Below are 14161 nucleotides of genomic sequence, written 5' to 3' on the forward strand. Positions count from 1 at the left end.
AGGTATAAAAGCAAATTTAATACTTTTTCGCTAGCAGGCACGTTTCGTATGTAAAGCCTCTCCCAGTGTAGCAAGAAGCCGGGTCCTGTGTTAGCTAACGCAGCGGCTTGTGGCAAAAGTATGAAGGCGCTTTTGCCTGATTTTCCCTCTATACACGGATACCCCACATGGTTATACTTTTACAACAAATTACGGTTCGTTAACTATATAAAGTATAAATATAACGTGACATCCCAGCCTTACGAAAAGCTGGCCCGTATATAATCCCAAACCAGAAAATAGCTTACTATAATACCGAAATGCTGGAATATGTGAAAACAATCTTAGTGAAGGTTAGCTTCGATAAGATGTTGTTTGAAAAAGAACTGCGCAAGGCGTTCAGAGTACTCGTGAAAGAGGAAATTGAGCAACTAAAACAATGGTGCTACGACCAGTTCTCAGGTGTTTACCTGATCATCCTTAACCGTGTTTTTCTAAAGCACCAAAGCTAAAAACTACTCCTCTTCCGGGTTGCCGTGCACAAAGCGGATGTTGCGCACCAGGCCGTTGTAACCGGTGCGCTTAACGGCTGATTTTTTAAACAGCTGCGAGAACACTTCGTGTGTCAACTCCTGCCAATCGCTCGCCTTCAGCTCCTTTAGCTGGGGGTGCGGCGCAAAGGCGGGCTCGCTATGTGGTTTACTGAAGCGGTTCCAGGGACATACATCCTGGCAGATGTCACAGCCGAAGACCCAATTCCCGAATTTCCCGTTCATTTCCTGCGGCAGCTGGTCTTTCAGCTCGATGGTAAAGTAGGAGATGCATTTGCTACCGTCCACCACGTAGGGCTCCACGATGGCGTTGGTCGGGCAGGCGTCGAGGCAGCGGGTGCAGGAGCCGCAGTAGTCTTTAATGGGCCCGTCGTATTCCAGTTCCAGGTCGATGATGAGCTCTGCGATGAAGTAAAAGCTGCCCACTTGCGGCGTTATGAGGTTGGAGTTTTTACCGACCCAGCCCAGACCGCTCTTTTTAGCCCAGGCCTTGTCCAGCACCGGCGCCGAGTCTACGAAGCAGCGGCCGCCCACCTCCCCTATTTCCTCGTTGATGTAGCTGAGCAGCGTTTTGAGCTTGTCTTTGATGACAAAGTGGTAATCGGTGCCGTAGGCGTACTTCGAGATTTTGTAGGTATCCTCCTCCGGCTGCTGGTCTTCCTGGCTGGGGTAATAATTGAGCAGCAGCGACACCACCGACTTGGCCCCCTCCACGAGCAGGCGCGGGTCCAGGCGCTTGTCGAAGTGGTTCTCCATGTAGTGCATCTGCCCATGCATGTGCTGGTTAAGCCAGCGCTCCAGCCGCGGCGCCTCCTCCTCCAGAAAATCCGCCTTGGAAATGCCGCAGTACATAAAGCCCAGCTCACTGGCCTTCTGCTTAATCAGGTATGTATACTTCTCTTTGCTCAATTTATACTTGGCAGCCGCTTTATACTTGACGGCTATACTTTCTGAAGAACAAAGTTAGGGAGAAAAAGGTCCGGTTAGCAATTATTTGCTACAGCAAGGAAGTGAAGCCACTGTAAGCTACAATATGTAATATGTGTGGATAACTCACGGGAAAACTGTGGGTTACCTTACTTGCTATCATCTTATAGATTTGATTATGTTTGTTTTAAACTAACTTAATCAAAATGAAAGATTTAACACCCCAAGAACGACATGCCAAACTCGTAGCGTTCGCTAAAACTATTGGCGTAGACCTCCCTAAGCAAACAAAGGAGCTGTCAGGCTATAAGCCAGAAAACTTCTCTCTGATTACGGTTAATGCAGCTGTCGCTTTATTGGTAGATGCGCTACGATTGACAGGCGGCTCGGTTGGAGGGGGCAAAGACGAGTTTAACCTCTATTACCTGCTGCAGGCTTATATGCTGGACACACAGAAGCGTGACCGACTCAATCAACTCGTAAAGGAGATGCAATAATGATATGCTGAAGAAAAAAGAAAGAGTTCACTTTATTTTGCCTGGCTATTCCACGCTAAGTATGTATGGTAGCCACTTTAATTGGGAGTATGTTTCGGAAAAGAAAGTGGTGTATTTGCACATTAACCTGTCGGATAATCTGAAAGACTCTCAGAAGGCCTTAAATGACTATGCAGATTGTGAAGACTTGCTTAAAGCTAGGGGAAAGATAGGGCGTATCCAGATTAACTCCCGCAAAGTTGGTGAGATTCTGGAGTCAGGACTGACTAGTTCTAAGGAGTTTAATGTGCCGTTACAGATACGATTGAATTTTGGGCAGGTACAGGCTAACTACAACATCAAGGGAGGGAAACTAAGTGAGTTCGGTGTAGATGCACAAGTTACTTATGCAGACTAAGCCGAAGCTTGTCCGTATAGGCCTAAGGTAGTATAGAACATACATACTCTGAACATCTAGAGGAAGCTAACTTTGGCTTTACAAATCCTAGTCCCAATTGATGGAAACAGCGAAAGTCCCGTAAAGTACTACTTCTGGCTTCTCCTGAGAGACTTGTGCCAAAAACAGAAGCCGAGCTACAGAAAGAATTGTAGACAGCGTTAGTGAAAACAAAAAAAGCAGGCCATACAGCCTGCTTTTTCCCTTATATCACAAACAGTTATTACTCCGCCTGGTCGAACAGCCCGCCTGATACCACCTGTTGCGGCGGAACTTTACCCAGGTGCCTGTAGGCTGCCTCGGTTGCCTCACGGCCGCGGGCGGTACGCTTGATGTAGCCTTCCTGGATCAGGAACGGCTCGTATACTTCCTCGATGGTCTCGGCTTCCTCGCCGCAGGCCGTCGCGATGGTGGAAATGCCCACCGGGCCGCCTTTATACTTGTCGATGATGCAGGAAAGGATGCGCTTGTCCATGTCGTCGAGGCCGTTATGGTCCACGTCCAGGGCAGCAAGTGCAAAGCGCGCTATCTCCACATCAATGGTGCCGTCGCCTTTTACCTGGGCAAAGTCGCGGGTACGGCGCAGCAGGTTGTTGGCAATACGCGGCGTACCGCGGCTGCGGCGGGCAATCTCGAAGGCGGCATCGGCATGTATCGGCGCACCCAGCAAAGCCGACGAACGCTTCACAATAGAAGTAAGCAGCTCGGCATCGTAGTACTCCAGGCGCGAGTTAATGCTGAAACGGGCACGCAGCGGCGCCGTGAGCAAACCGGAACGCGTGGTGGCGCCAATCAGCGTGAACGGGTTCAGGCTAATCTGCACAGAGCGCGCGTTCGGACCAGAGTCGAGCATGATGTCGATTTTGTAGTCTTCCATGGCTGAGTACAAGTACTCCTCCACAATCGGGTTGAGGCGGTGGATCTCGTCGATGAAAAGCACATCGTTCGCATCCAGGTTCGTCAGCAAGCCCGCCAAATCGCTTGGTTTATCCAGCACCGGGCCGGAAGTCATTTTTATACCTGCGTCTAGCTCTGAGGCAATGATGTGCGAGAGCGTGGTTTTCCCCAGGCCCGGAGGTCCGTGCAGCAGCACGTGGTCCAGGGCCTCGCCACGGCGCTTGGCCGCCTGCACAAATATCTTCAGGTTCTCCACCACTTTGGCCTGGCCGGTAAAGTCGGCAAAGCTGAGCGGGCGGAGCGCCTTGTCTATATCGCGTTCGGCTGGCGTCATGTAGTCATTTCCGCCAGTGAGATAATCTTCCCTCATGTTATACTTTATACTTTAAATACAGGCTTATTTGCAGCACCTTATCCTAACAGCCAGCCTGTGTAATTGGCTCCATTTCTGCCTACTAATTTACGCATTTTTGCTAAATATTTTATACTATCAAAGTGTAAATCTAACCTCATTAGCAAAACATCTGATTCCTACTTAAACTCGTACCGGGAATGTACCTTTCGGTGCCCTAAGTTAAGCATCGCATGCACCAAAGTCATCAGAAAATTACCAGCCACGCTTTCTTCAGCCCCGGCGACGATTGTTTAAACGCCATCATCAGCGCCATGGACGAGGCGGAAAAGACGATAAAGATCTGCGTGTTCACCATCAGCGACGACCGCATTACGGAGGCTATTCTGCGGGCTTACCACCGTGGCATAAGTATAAAAATCATCACCGATAACCAGAAACTGCACGACACAGGCTCAGACATCCGGGAGCTGGCCGTAAAGGGGCTGAACGTGCGCATCGACAAAACGCGCAGCCACATGCATCACAAGTTCGCCATCTTCGACGAGGCCCGCGTACTGACCGGCAGCTACAACTGGACTCGCAGCGCCGCCCTGCACAACCACGAGAACATCCTCGTCACCGATAACTTCACCATCGTGCAGGACTACAGCCGCGAATTCGACCGCCTCTGGGAAAGTATGATGACGTACGTGCCGGGCAAAAAGTATAAAGACAGGTATGGGGAGGAGGAAGAGTAGGTTCTTTATACTTCCTCCAGCTTTTGCTGCAGCTCCTCAAGCTCCTGTATAATCGGCTCGTATGACTGGTCGTTGTGGCGCTTGGAGTAATACAGCGATATTGCCCCTACTGAAATCATAAAAGCATTCAGCATGATATGCATTACCAGGCGCAGTTTAATGTTTTCATTCCAGAATATGTCGAAGTATATCAGGTTGATACCCGCAAGTATAGCCACCATAAAAAATGGCGTTAGCCTCTGATTAGCTGTATTCAGATAATGGAGTTTCTTTAGTACCTGCTCCACGTATGCTTTACTGCTAAGGTTAACCTGTTTTTTCCATGGCATTGACTTAAACCAATGAAGCAGCCCCAAGGCAAAAGCAGCGCCGAGGGTAAGTCCCATGCCCACATCATACCAAATTGTGTTAGGGTTTAGCAATGGGCGAAGTATAAAAACAAAGGCAACAGCTGTCAAGCTTATTACTATAGCCACCAATAGGTTAGTACGCATTACTTTCCGCTGCAGCACTTTTACACGCACTAGTAAATCTGATTCTGCAGTTGCTCCTCCTGCTTTTGCTTCGGCAGCAGGCGCCTGCTGCGTTTGCCAGTTCTTTTGTATTTCCTCGAAGTTCATCTTTTGTCAGCTTTGTCAAGTTCTATTTCAGCACCTGCCTGCTGCTCCATGAGCAAGGCTAGCTTCTGTTTGACGCGGTTTATCTTCACCCCCACATGGCTCACCGTCAGTCCTAACACCTCTGCAATTTCTTTGTAAGAAACCTCTTCCAGTACCAGCGAAATAATGAGCCGGTCCTGTTTCTCGAGGCAACTGATGCAGTAGTGCAACTTCTGTAACAACACCTCCTGCTCCTGTTTATGAGCAGTTTCAGCAGAGGCATCGGGAAGTTCGCTTATGTGTTGCGGCAGCAATGGTGTATGCTTGTTCTGCTGCTTCCGGTAAAGTATAGCCGTGTTTAAGGCAATGCGGTAGAGCCAAGTACTTAGCTTCGCTTCGCCACGGAAAGTATGTAGGTGCAGCCATACTTTCACCAGCACCTCCTGGTAGAGGTCTTTGGCATCGTCAGGGTCGGCCAGGCAGGCACGGCAGATCCGGTATAGCTTATCACGGTTCTCCCGTACAATCTGCTCGAAGAATTTTTCCTTATCAGGCATCAACAAAACCCTTAAGTTGCCCTTGCGGAAGAGTATACGCCGACGCAATTATACTTTGCTGCACGCCTGGCAGCGGCTTGAGTTCGTAGTATTCCAGTTTCATGTCTAAGTTTGTTAAGGGTGATGGCTGGTTCCGGAGTCAGTGTATACTTTAGAGCAGGGATATTACCATTTATTACAGCCTGCGCCAAAATATTTTGAAACAGATATGTGTCTGCAGTTGGCAAGACGCTCGCGGGAGCTGCGAACACCGCAAGGACTACTAAAATAAAAAAGGCAGCCACTCCCGCGGCTGCCTTTTTATACTTAATAGCCCTCCCCTGTTTTTAGGGAGGGTTAGGAGGGATTCTACTTAAACGCTGGAATACCGGTGATATCCGCGCCTGTGATCAGCAGGTGGATGTCGTGGGTGCCTTCGTAGGTAATCACGGATTCGAGGTTCATCATGTGGCGCATGATAGGATACTCGCCGGTGATGCCCATGCCGCCGTGGATCTGACGTGCCTCGCGGGCGATGTGCAGGGCCATGTCCACGCTGTTGCGCTTGGCCATGGAGATCTGCTGCGTGGTGGCTTTGCCATCGTTCATCAGCGTGCCCAGGCGCCATACCATCAGCTGGGCCTTGGTTATCTCAGTCAGCATCTCAGCCAGTTTCTTCTGCGTGAGCTGGAAGCCACCGATTGGCTTATCGAACTGGATACGCTCCATGCTATACTTACGGGCCGACTCGTAGCAATCGATGGCAGCACCCAGGGCTCCCCAGGAGATTCCGTAGCGGGCCGAGTCGAGGCAGCCGAGCGGGCCGCGCAGGCCGTCCACGTTTGGCAGCAGGTTCTCTTTCGGCACCTTCACGTTGTCGAACACGAGCTCACCGGTGCAGCTGGCGCGCAGGCTCCACTTATTGTGGATTTCCGGCGTTGTAAAGCCTTCCATGCCGCGCTCCACGATCAGACCTTTGATGCGGCCTTCCTCGTTTTTAGCCCACACCACAGCCACCTGGCATTCGGGTGAGTTGGAGATCCACATTTTGGAGCCGTTGAGCAGGTAATGGTCGCCCATGTCCTTGATGTTGGTCACCATGCCGCCCGGGTTGGAACCGAAGTCGGGTTCGGTCAGGCCGAAGCAGCCGAGCCATTCGCCACTAGCCAGCTTGGGCAGGTATTTCTTGCGCTGCTCCTCGGAACCATACTTGTAGATGGGGTACATCACCAACGAGCCCTGCACCGAGGCCGTAGAGCGCATGCCGGAGTCGCCGCGCTCTATTTCCTGCATGATGATGCCGTAGCTGATGTAGTCGAGGCCACCGCCGCCATACTCGGTCGGGATGGTCGGGCCGAAAGCGCCCACTTCCCCGAACTTCCTCACAATCTCGGACGGGAAGTGCCCGTCCTGCGCCCACTTTTCAATGTAAGGGGAAATCTCGCGCTTCACGAAGTCGCGCATGGTCTGACGGATGAGCAGGTGCTCCTCCGTCAGCAGGTCGTCAATGTTATAGTAATCAGGGGCTCCTGATGATTCGTAAGCCATAGTTTTGTTTTAAGGTTAAAGCGTTAGGGTATTATGCAAAGTTAAAATTTTAAGTATAACCTGTATCAGGATTTGCAGGATTTTAGGATTGACTGGATTATCATGCTATACCGCAGGTTTGAGCGCAGCGGTAACTTGTGGTTTGGATTGATGCCGGTTTGTAACTGGTTTTCTGCGCGGGCAGAAAAGTATAGGTTGAAGGATGTATAGTTTAGGTCAAAGTATAAACCCTCGTTCCATAGCTACGGATGATGCAAGCCTTGCTTTTTCAAAGCAAAGCAAGTTGCAAACTTGCCTCATGCACAGCCACAAGTTACGCTGTCGCTAAACTTGCGGTAGGTCCTCTGTCTAATCCTGAGAATCCATCAATCTCAAAAATCCTAGTCAAAGAAAAAGCCCCACCGAACTGGCAGGGCTCCTTCTCTGAAAGTATGGTTTTTAGTTAAAACTTCACGCCCAGGGAAAGCAGGAAGTTACGGGTGGCTTGCGGGTAGTAGTAGTTGTAGTCGTAGCGGTTGCTATCGCCGGTGTACTGCTCGCTCCAGGTATAGCCGTTGGCCACATATTCCTTGTTAAAGAGGTTATTTACCAGCAGTGCCAGCTCCACTTCCCGCATAAACGAGGGCTTGAACGTATAGCGCAGGCGCAGGTCGGCCACCTGGTAGGCATCAATCTTACGCGCATCCGAGGCCGTGTTGTCGAGGTACTGCTTGCCTACGGTTTTGTAAAGTATAGCCGCCCGGAAGCCCCTTACCGGCTGCACCTCCAGCTTATGCGCCGAAACCACCGCCGGCGAGAAAGAGATGTCTGTCTCCTTGTAGTTGGTTTCCACGATATCCTCCACGTTGTAGTCGGCATCATACACATACAGGTGCTCGGTGTAGTTGCGAATCTTGTTTCGGCTGAACGTCACGTTGGAACTCAGCTCCAACACATCGTTAAAGTTGACCATACCCGCCAGTTCTACGCCTGCACGGTAGCTGTCTTTGATGTTGGTGCGCAGCGGCGAGCCTACGTCATTCAGTTGCCCGGTCAGCACGAGTTGGTTGTCGTAGTCCATGTAGTAGAGGTTGGCATCCAAAGTATAGCGCGTGGCTTGTGCATTGCCTCGCAGGCGATAACCAGCCTCCACGTTATACAGCGTTTCGGCTTTCGGGTTGGCGGCGCCTGCCTGCGTGTTCTGCGGCTTATCAGTAAAATCGGAACGGGTAGGCTCGCGGTTGCCCACGGCATAGGAGGCGTAGGCTGTCTGCCCCTCGGCTACCTGGAAGGTAACGCCAGCTTTCGGGTTCAGGAAGCTGAAGTCCACCTCCTGCGTCACGTCGCGGTTATCATCGTCCACGCCGTCTATGCTGTAGTCGATGGTGCGGTACTGCAGGTCTCCGAACACGCCCAGGCGCTCGGTGAGCTGGTAGTTTACCTTGGCAAAGATGTTAAAGTCCGTCTTCAGGGCCTTGTTGAAGTAGTAACGCTGCCCCAGCTCGCTGTCAGAAGCATAGCGGGCCCAGATTACCTCGCCAAAGTGGTCGCCGTCATACTTGTTCCAGGCGCCGCCCAAGGTAGCGTTCAGCTTACCGGCCACATCCGTATAGTTCAGGGCATAGGTAGCGCCGTAGAAATAGTTGTCGAGCCACTTCTGGCGAATCAGGTCGGAGCGGCTGATGGTGGTATCGCCCAGCACGACCGGCGCAATGCCGTAGTTGGCCAGCTTCTGGTTGTTCTTATACTGCTCGTAGTAGCCGCGGCCGCGGGTAAAGTGGAAGGCACCACCCAGGTTCAGGCGCGGCAGCAGGTCTTTGGAGTAGTGCAGCTGGTAGTGGTCCTGCTGGTAGTTATCCGTCTCGTTCTCGTAGGTAAAGCCGTTGTAGGTGCGGTCGGTCTTCAGCTTCTCCTCCGGCACGCCGTCCCAGGCCTGGTAGGTTTTCTCCCTTCCCGAGAAGGTCACGAATTTGAGCATGCCCGTTTTGCCATGATAACCCGCCGCCAGGTAGTAGGATTTCAGGTCGGAGAAAGCTCGGTCGATGTAGCCATCCGAGGACACTTTGGACAAACGCCCGTCGATGGTGAATTTATCGTTGAGCAGGCCCGAGCCAAAGGAAACCGAGTGGCGCCAGGTGTTGTAGGAGCCAAAGGAATTCACGGCCTCGGCATAAGCTTCGCGGTCCACACCGATGGTACGGATGTTCATACTTGCCCCGAAAGCGCCAGCGCCGTTGGTTGAAGTACCCACGCCGCGCTGCACCTGCACGTCCTCGATAGAAGAGGCCAGGTCGGGCATGTTCACAAAGAAAGTACCGTGGCTCTCGGAGTCATTTACCGGGATGCCGTTCACGGTCACGTTAATGCGCGTTATGTCGGAGCCCCGGATACGGATACCCGTGTAGCCCACGCCTGCGCCGGCATCAGAAGTCACCACCACCGAGGGCGTCTGCTCGAGCAGGTAAGGCAGGTCCTGGCCAAAGTTGCGCTCGGCAATCTCCTGCTTGGTTACGTTGGTAAACGTAGTGCCTGTTTTCTCGCTCGCCCGCGTGGCCGACACCACCACCTCGCCGGTTTGCAGGGCCTGCGGGCGCAGCGCCACCTGCACCGGCTCATTCTGCGGCAGGTTTATACTTGCTTGCCCCTGCTCGTAGCCAATGTAGGTTACTCTTAACGTATAAGCCCCGGCAGCAAGGCTTGGGAAAGAGAACTCTCCGCCGTTTCCGGTGGCGGTGGCCGTGTTAGACTCTACCAGTACTACTGTAGCACCGGGCAGACCTTTGCCTGTGGCGGCATCTGTTACACGCCCGTTCAGGGCATGCTGCGCCAGCAGTTGCAGTGGCAATAGCGCTACCGCCAATGCCATCAAAAAGCTTTTCATTTGATTGGAAAAAGAAAAATGGTGAAACATACAGGCATGCCAGGGGTAGGCATCCTGCCACTATTGTTTCCCGAACCTCTCCCTTCGCCGGCATTACCCGGATCAGGTTCAATGGGTATGATCTCAGCCCGTTGTATTGGGGCACCCCTGAGTACAGGCAAAGGTACGGCTCTTTCTGATCTAAACCAAAAATGGGTAGTTTATACTTTTATCCCGCCATAACACAAGCTTTACTTGCCTGCTAAATTTTGCCTCTGGCAGATAACCACTTAGCCCAAAAGTACGTTCTAAAGCATAATGAGGCACGATAGTTTTTACTGCTTATAAGTAAGACGTTTGCTGTGCAGAGAGATCAGCAGAAGTTGAAAAATAAAAAGTGAACCGCGATGATGATCAGCATATTGTACACAGTAGCACTGTTAACCATACTGGCATATTATGCCTTTTCTCCACGTACTAAATTCAACCGCCCCCCATCTACTGACAACGACGATGACGGAGGCGAGCCTTTAGGTGATGACCTGCCGGACCTGGATCTTCCTCCAGGCATTTCGCTTCCTGTAAACGACTTCGAGCCGAGGTATGACATCAGGAAGATAAACGTTCCGAAGTTTCCGGAACCATCCTTGCACTGAGTCCGCTGCAAGCAAAAAGCCCCGCCACGTTTAGCACATGGCGGGGCTTTTTGCTTGGGGAGTTTGGGAGTTACAGGAGTTTGGGAGTTGAGGAGTTAGAGAGTTGAGGAGTTAGAGAGTTGAGGAGTTGGGGAGTTGAGGAGTTGAGGAGTTGGGGAGTTAGAAGGTTTGGAAGTTGCCTGACCTAGGAACGTTTCATTCTTTTTTAGTGCTTTTAATTTTTTGTCATTCTGTAAGAAACCTGGTGGAAGGGAGGTTAAACCTGTTCAAAACGCTACCAAGATCCTTTTAGGATGACATAATGATGCGAATGAAACGGCACCGTACCCCGCCCCCTCATGACAGGTGAGGCAGTTAAGCACCAAGAATCTAATAACGAATAACTAACAACCCTACAGCACCGTGATGGTATAGGTGCGGGCGAAGCTCTGTTCTGGAGCTAACTGATTGATGCCTTCCTTCTCGGTGATGTCGCCGCTCTCACCTACCCTGCCGGCTATGCCGCACCAGGGCTCGATGCACACGTAGCGCGGGTATTCCGGCTTGCCCCAGATACCCAGGTACGGGAAGCCTTCAAACTCCATCTCCACGCGGCGCGGGTTCTTGTGGCTGCCCAGCACCACCTTCTCCGACTGCACTTCCTTAAACACCAGCGCATCTTTGTAGAAGTAACTGCTTTTCAGCGGCAACACGCGTTCCTGCTCCATGACGGATTCTGTGTCGCCGTTCTGCAGGCCGTCCTCGCTTAGCAGGTAGCGGTGCAGCGTTTCCTCCTTTTCAAACTCAATGAAGTAGTCCTCATACTTTTCGTTGGGGTAAAGGGGCACGTTAAAGCCCGGATGAGCACCAATGGAGAAGTATAAAGCCTGACCGCCGGTATTGGCCACGTGGTAGGTAACCGAGAGTTTGTTCCACTCCAATGTATAGGCCACCAGCAGCCTAAACTCAAAGGGGTACTGCTGCAGCGTCTCTTCATCCTCCGTCAGCTGGAAAACGAGTTTGTCGTGCTGCTCCTCCACCACTTCAAACTCCTTGCGGCGGGCAAAGCCGTGGCGCTTCATATCATACTGCTGCCCTTCGAAAGTATACTGCTGCCCCGGCAGCTCACCCACAATCGGGAAGAGGTTAGGCGCATGGCCCGTCCATACCTGCGGGTCGGCCTGCCAGATAAACTCCAGGTTATCGTCTTTCTTGATAAAGTGGTGCAGTTCGGCGCCCAGCGTGTCGATACCCACCTTATAGTTATCGTTCTCGAGGAAGTATAGCATGTTCTTTTGTTTAACGTTGATGTTGTTGCAGGAGCTGTTCCACGTGCTGCGTGGCCTGTTGCAGGCGCTCCTGATGTTGCCCGCTTATCTCCACGAAGGGCGTTTGCAGCGCCTCCAGCTCCCGCTTGTACCAGTCGTAGAAGAACTGGCGCAGGTGCGGGTGTTCGCGCTGCGGATCGGGCTCCCAGGGCAAATCAACGCCCATTAGCAGGCTAAGGTTATACTTTTGCTGCTGCAGTTCTTCCAGTATCCAGGCGGGGCAGTGGCCAAAGGCGTGCTCGCTCCAGATCTTAAGCACCAGCATGTCGGTATCGGCGAAAAGTATAGTATTGGCTTGCTCCTGCAGCTCGCGCTCCAGGGCCAGCTGCCCGCGGGCAATGTTTTCGATATCCTCCAAAGTATAGGGCCGGCCCAGGTTGCCAACGTAGGTGCGGGCATACTCGGGCACCCACACGGTATTGTACCGCGCCGCCAGCTGCCCGGCCAGCGTAGACTTGCCCGTAGACTCCGGTCCGGTAATGGCGATCTTGATCATGGGGCAAAGGTCGGGAAAAATAATGAGGTGCGGAGGTATGGCCTGTACCAAAACGAAAGGGTGTGGCTGTTAGAGCCGCACCCTTTTGTTAAACAGTAGATGTTCAGTTGTCTAGTTCTCTGAGAAGCTATAGTCGTAGAAGTTGTACACCTCCACTACTTTTGGTTTAGCATCTCCGTATTGTCGCAGAAAAACATATTTGGGGCGCTCATCCGGAGACTCATACCCCCACTTCATCCGGTTCTTAAACTTAAGTTCCTCGGGTAATTCCAGTTTACGTTGTTTCATGGTGCTGCCGCGTTAGTGGTTTCACAGACTACGCCCGCACAGGGGGTCGCAGCAAAGGTTGGATATGTACTTGTACGCTTTAATCACAAACAGGTAATTACACTGTTAAAGGATAAAGTATAACTATATAAACCACCTGCTGCCACTGCTATGTTCGCCTCCTGTTACAGTTACAAATAGCCAGTGCACACACCATGCCAGAGCGGGTTCCGCGGCGCGGTTCTTTAGCTTCAGGCCGGCTCCGACACGGGCTCCTGCTGCAGCCTGGCCCTCCGCTTCCACTCTACCAGACCGGCAAAGGCCATCACCAGAAGTACAAAGTAAAACACCGAAGAGAACACCAGGCCCTTTACGAAGTACAAGGGGATGGAGGCAATGTTCGTGGCAATCCACCAGTACCAGCTCTCCACTTTTTTGCGGGCCATCAACCACATGCCCGTGTAGGCGGTAGCGCTGGCAAAGCCATCAGCCCACGGAATCACGCCCTCATAGAAGGCTCCTTTTAGGTAGTGCAGGCAAGTATAAATGATGACGTACAGCACGCCGAAGAACAGCAGTTGCTGTCCCCACTGCCGCCTGTCGGAGAACGTGATGTGCAGCACATGCTCGTGCTGCTTGTTTTTTCTGGCCCACAGCACCCAGCCATACACGCTCAGGATGCTGTAGTAAACGTTCACGCTCGCCTCCCCGATGAGGTGGTACTTAAAACTAAGGTACACGTAAATGACCGTGCTGATGAGCCCAATGGGGTATACCAAAATGTCTTCCTTGCGGGAGTACCACACACTGACCACCCCAGCCACCACGGCCACATACTCCAGCAGCGAGGTTTGCTGCATGCCTGCCACAAACTGTGCCCACAACTCGTGCGCACTGCCGCCTGCGGCCGCCAGCAGAAGCGAATTTATACTTTGCCAGATTTCCATTGCCGCAATTTACATGTACAAAGGTGCACTTGTAAGCAAAAGCTTCTTTAATTTTGGACATGCGCGCAACCTGCCGCGGTTTGTGCCGCTAAAACTATACCTGCTATACCTATACTTACATGGATGAGATTACGGCAAAGGAACTGAGGGACCGCCTGGCCCACAACAGCAAGATACAGCTGGTGGATGTGCGCGAGCCGGAGGAGTTTGAGATATGCAACCTGGGTGGCGAGTTGATACCGATGGCCGAGCTGTCCAAGCAGGCCGGACGCATACGCCGTGACATACCCGTTGTGGTTATCTGTCACCACGGTTTCCGCAGCGCCCAGGCCATCAACTACCTTTCCCAACGCCTCGGCTACGACAACCTGCTCAACCTGAAGGGCGGCATCCACGCCTGGGCCACCCAGGTAGACCCGGACATGGCTACTTATTAGGGTTATGCTTTGGTTTATACTTCCGGCCCATACTTCATACTTGCCATGCATGTGCCGGCAATGTCTGCAAGTATAAATTGCCCGTTTTGACTTTTCTATACTTGCTGCTTCGCCTGAAGACGAAAAGCCTCAGGCATACTTTGGGGTGCC

Annotated in this window: 16 protein-coding genes and 1 riboswitch; of the genes, 6 read left to right on the forward strand and 10 right to left on the reverse strand. The window is 52.1% G+C overall.

The annotated features are described in order from the left end of the window. The first annotated feature begins 299 nt into the window (after nucleotides 1–299). A complete protein-coding gene (locus BM040_RS13090) occupies nucleotides 300–491 on the forward strand; it encodes a hypothetical protein (protein WP_092102100.1) in 192 nt (63 codons plus the stop codon). Nucleotides 492–494: 3 nt separating this feature from the next. Here BM040_RS13090 and queG read toward each other — a convergent pair whose 3' ends face one another. Next, nucleotides 495–1439, reverse strand: coding sequence for a tRNA epoxyqueuosine(34) reductase QueG (gene queG, locus BM040_RS13095; protein ID WP_092102103.1), 945 nt, complete (start codon nucleotides 1437–1439; stop codon nucleotides 495–497). A gap of 224 nt (nucleotides 1440–1663) precedes the next feature. Here queG and BM040_RS13100 point away from each other — a divergent pair, with 224 nt between their 5' ends. After that, nucleotides 1664–1954, forward strand: a complete 291-nt coding sequence (locus BM040_RS13100; protein WP_092102106.1) for a hypothetical protein — start codon at nucleotides 1664–1666, stop codon at nucleotides 1952–1954. Between the two features lie 4 nt (nucleotides 1955–1958). Next, nucleotides 1959–2351: a hypothetical protein gene (locus BM040_RS13105; RefSeq protein ID WP_092102109.1), complete on the forward strand. Its 393-nt coding sequence runs from the start codon at nucleotides 1959–1961 to the stop codon at nucleotides 2349–2351. Nucleotides 2352–2613: 262 nt separating this feature from the next. Here BM040_RS13105 and ruvB read toward each other — a convergent pair whose 3' ends face one another. Beyond that, nucleotides 2614–3657 (reverse strand): Holliday junction branch migration DNA helicase RuvB, encoded by a 1044-nt coding sequence (gene ruvB, locus BM040_RS13110; protein WP_092102112.1) that lies wholly within the window; start codon nucleotides 3655–3657, stop codon nucleotides 2614–2616. Between the two features lie 215 nt (nucleotides 3658–3872). Between ruvB and BM040_RS13115 the strand changes: the two genes are divergently transcribed. Beyond that, on the forward strand, nucleotides 3873–4379 hold the full coding sequence (locus tag BM040_RS13115) for a phospholipase D-like domain-containing protein (protein WP_092102115.1): 507 nt from the start codon (nucleotides 3873–3875) through the stop codon (nucleotides 4377–4379). A 5-nt stretch (nucleotides 4380–4384) separates the two neighbouring features. Here the strand turns inward: BM040_RS13115 and BM040_RS13120 are convergent, their stop codons facing one another. The 4 genes from BM040_RS13120 to BM040_RS13135 all read right to left on the reverse strand — a co-directional run bounded on the left by BM040_RS13120 (nucleotide 4385) and on the right by BM040_RS13135 (nucleotide 9922). Next, nucleotides 4385–4999: a hypothetical protein gene (locus tag BM040_RS13120; RefSeq protein WP_092102118.1), complete on the reverse strand. Its 615-nt coding sequence runs from the start codon at nucleotides 4997–4999 to the stop codon at nucleotides 4385–4387. Then, the gene (locus BM040_RS13125; RefSeq protein WP_092102121.1) at nucleotides 4996–5535 is read right to left on the reverse strand and encodes an RNA polymerase sigma factor; all 540 of its coding nucleotides are present in this window, start codon (nucleotides 5533–5535) and stop codon (nucleotides 4996–4998) included. The genes BM040_RS13120 and BM040_RS13125 overlap by 4 nt, the downstream gene beginning before the upstream one ends. A gap of 348 nt (nucleotides 5536–5883) precedes the next feature. Further along, on the reverse strand, nucleotides 5884–7062 hold the full coding sequence (locus BM040_RS13130) for an acyl-CoA dehydrogenase family protein (RefSeq protein WP_092102124.1): 1179 nt from the start codon (nucleotides 7060–7062) through the stop codon (nucleotides 5884–5886). Between the two features lie 442 nt (nucleotides 7063–7504). Further along, nucleotides 7505–9922 (reverse strand): TonB-dependent receptor, encoded by a 2418-nt coding sequence (locus BM040_RS13135; protein WP_092102127.1) that lies wholly within the window; start codon nucleotides 9920–9922, stop codon nucleotides 7505–7507. Nucleotides 9923–9984: 62 nt separating this feature from the next. Then, nucleotides 9985–10081: riboswitch (TPP riboswitch) on the reverse strand. A gap of 230 nt (nucleotides 10082–10311) precedes the next feature. On the opposite strand from BM040_RS13135, the gene BM040_RS13140 reads away from it, so the two are divergent. Next, on the forward strand, nucleotides 10312–10557 hold the full coding sequence (locus BM040_RS13140) for a hypothetical protein (RefSeq protein WP_245756214.1): 246 nt from the start codon (nucleotides 10312–10314) through the stop codon (nucleotides 10555–10557). A 392-nt stretch (nucleotides 10558–10949) separates the two neighbouring features. On the opposite strand, the gene BM040_RS13145 is transcribed toward BM040_RS13140, so the two are convergent. The 4 genes from BM040_RS13145 to pnuC form a co-directional block, all read right to left on the reverse strand. After that, nucleotides 10950–11825, reverse strand: a complete 876-nt coding sequence (locus BM040_RS13145; protein WP_092102132.1) for an aldose 1-epimerase family protein — start codon at nucleotides 11823–11825, stop codon at nucleotides 10950–10952. A gap of 10 nt (nucleotides 11826–11835) precedes the next feature. Further along, nucleotides 11836–12360, reverse strand: coding sequence for an AAA family ATPase (locus BM040_RS13150; RefSeq protein ID WP_092102135.1), 525 nt, complete (start codon nucleotides 12358–12360; stop codon nucleotides 11836–11838). A 111-nt stretch (nucleotides 12361–12471) separates the two neighbouring features. Further along, on the reverse strand, nucleotides 12472–12648 hold the full coding sequence (locus BM040_RS21780) for a hypothetical protein (protein ID WP_170114119.1): 177 nt from the start codon (nucleotides 12646–12648) through the stop codon (nucleotides 12472–12474). A 230-nt stretch (nucleotides 12649–12878) separates the two neighbouring features. Then, a complete protein-coding gene (gene pnuC, locus BM040_RS13155; protein WP_092102138.1) occupies nucleotides 12879–13574 on the reverse strand; it encodes a nicotinamide riboside transporter PnuC in 696 nt (231 codons plus the stop codon). A 119-nt stretch (nucleotides 13575–13693) separates the two neighbouring features. On the opposite strand from pnuC, the gene BM040_RS13160 reads away from it, so the two are divergent. Further along, nucleotides 13694–14011 (forward strand): rhodanese-like domain-containing protein, encoded by a 318-nt coding sequence (locus BM040_RS13160; protein WP_092102141.1) that lies wholly within the window; start codon nucleotides 13694–13696, stop codon nucleotides 14009–14011. Nucleotides 14012–14161: the final 150 nt, after the last annotated feature.

This window comes from Pontibacter chinhatensis (assembly GCF_900113285.1).
Classification (GTDB): domain Bacteria; phylum Bacteroidota; class Bacteroidia; order Cytophagales; family Hymenobacteraceae; genus Pontibacter; species Pontibacter chinhatensis.

Coding starts and splice junctions, on each gene's coding strand:
- BM040_RS13100 (WP_092102106.1), top strand. CDS start 1,664: ATGAAAGATTTAACACCCCAAGAACGACATGCCAAACTCGTAGCGTTC.
- BM040_RS13140 (WP_245756214.1), top strand. CDS start 10,312: ATGATCAGCATATTGTACACAGTAGCACTGTTAACCATACTGGCATAT.
- BM040_RS13130 (WP_092102124.1), bottom strand. CDS start 7,062: ATGGCTTACGAATCATCAGGAGCCCCTGATTACTATAACATTGACGAC.
- BM040_RS21780 (WP_170114119.1), bottom strand. CDS start 12,648: ATGAAACAACGTAAACTGGAATTACCCGAGGAACTTAAGTTTAAGAAC.
- ruvB (WP_092102112.1), bottom strand. CDS start 3,657: ATGAGGGAAGATTATCTCACTGGCGGAAATGACTACATGACGCCAGCC.
- BM040_RS13115 (WP_092102115.1), top strand. CDS start 3,873: ATGCACCAAAGTCATCAGAAAATTACCAGCCACGCTTTCTTCAGCCCC.
- BM040_RS13150 (WP_092102135.1), bottom strand. CDS start 12,360: ATGATCAAGATCGCCATTACCGGACCGGAGTCTACGGGCAAGTCTACG.
- BM040_RS13105 (WP_092102109.1), top strand. CDS start 1,959: ATGCTGAAGAAAAAAGAAAGAGTTCACTTTATTTTGCCTGGCTATTCC.
- BM040_RS13135 (WP_092102127.1), bottom strand. CDS start 9,922: ATGAAAAGCTTTTTGATGGCATTGGCGGTAGCGCTATTGCCACTGCAA.
- BM040_RS13145 (WP_092102132.1), bottom strand. CDS start 11,825: ATGCTATACTTCCTCGAGAACGATAACTATAAGGTGGGTATCGACACG.
- pnuC (WP_092102138.1), bottom strand. CDS start 13,574: ATGGAAATCTGGCAAAGTATAAATTCGCTTCTGCTGGCGGCCGCAGGC.
- BM040_RS13160 (WP_092102141.1), top strand. CDS start 13,694: ATGGATGAGATTACGGCAAAGGAACTGAGGGACCGCCTGGCCCACAAC.
- BM040_RS13090 (WP_092102100.1), top strand. CDS start 300: ATGCTGGAATATGTGAAAACAATCTTAGTGAAGGTTAGCTTCGATAAG.
- BM040_RS13125 (WP_092102121.1), bottom strand. CDS start 5,535: ATGCCTGATAAGGAAAAATTCTTCGAGCAGATTGTACGGGAGAACCGT.
- BM040_RS13120 (WP_092102118.1), bottom strand. CDS start 4,999: ATGAACTTCGAGGAAATACAAAAGAACTGGCAAACGCAGCAGGCGCCT.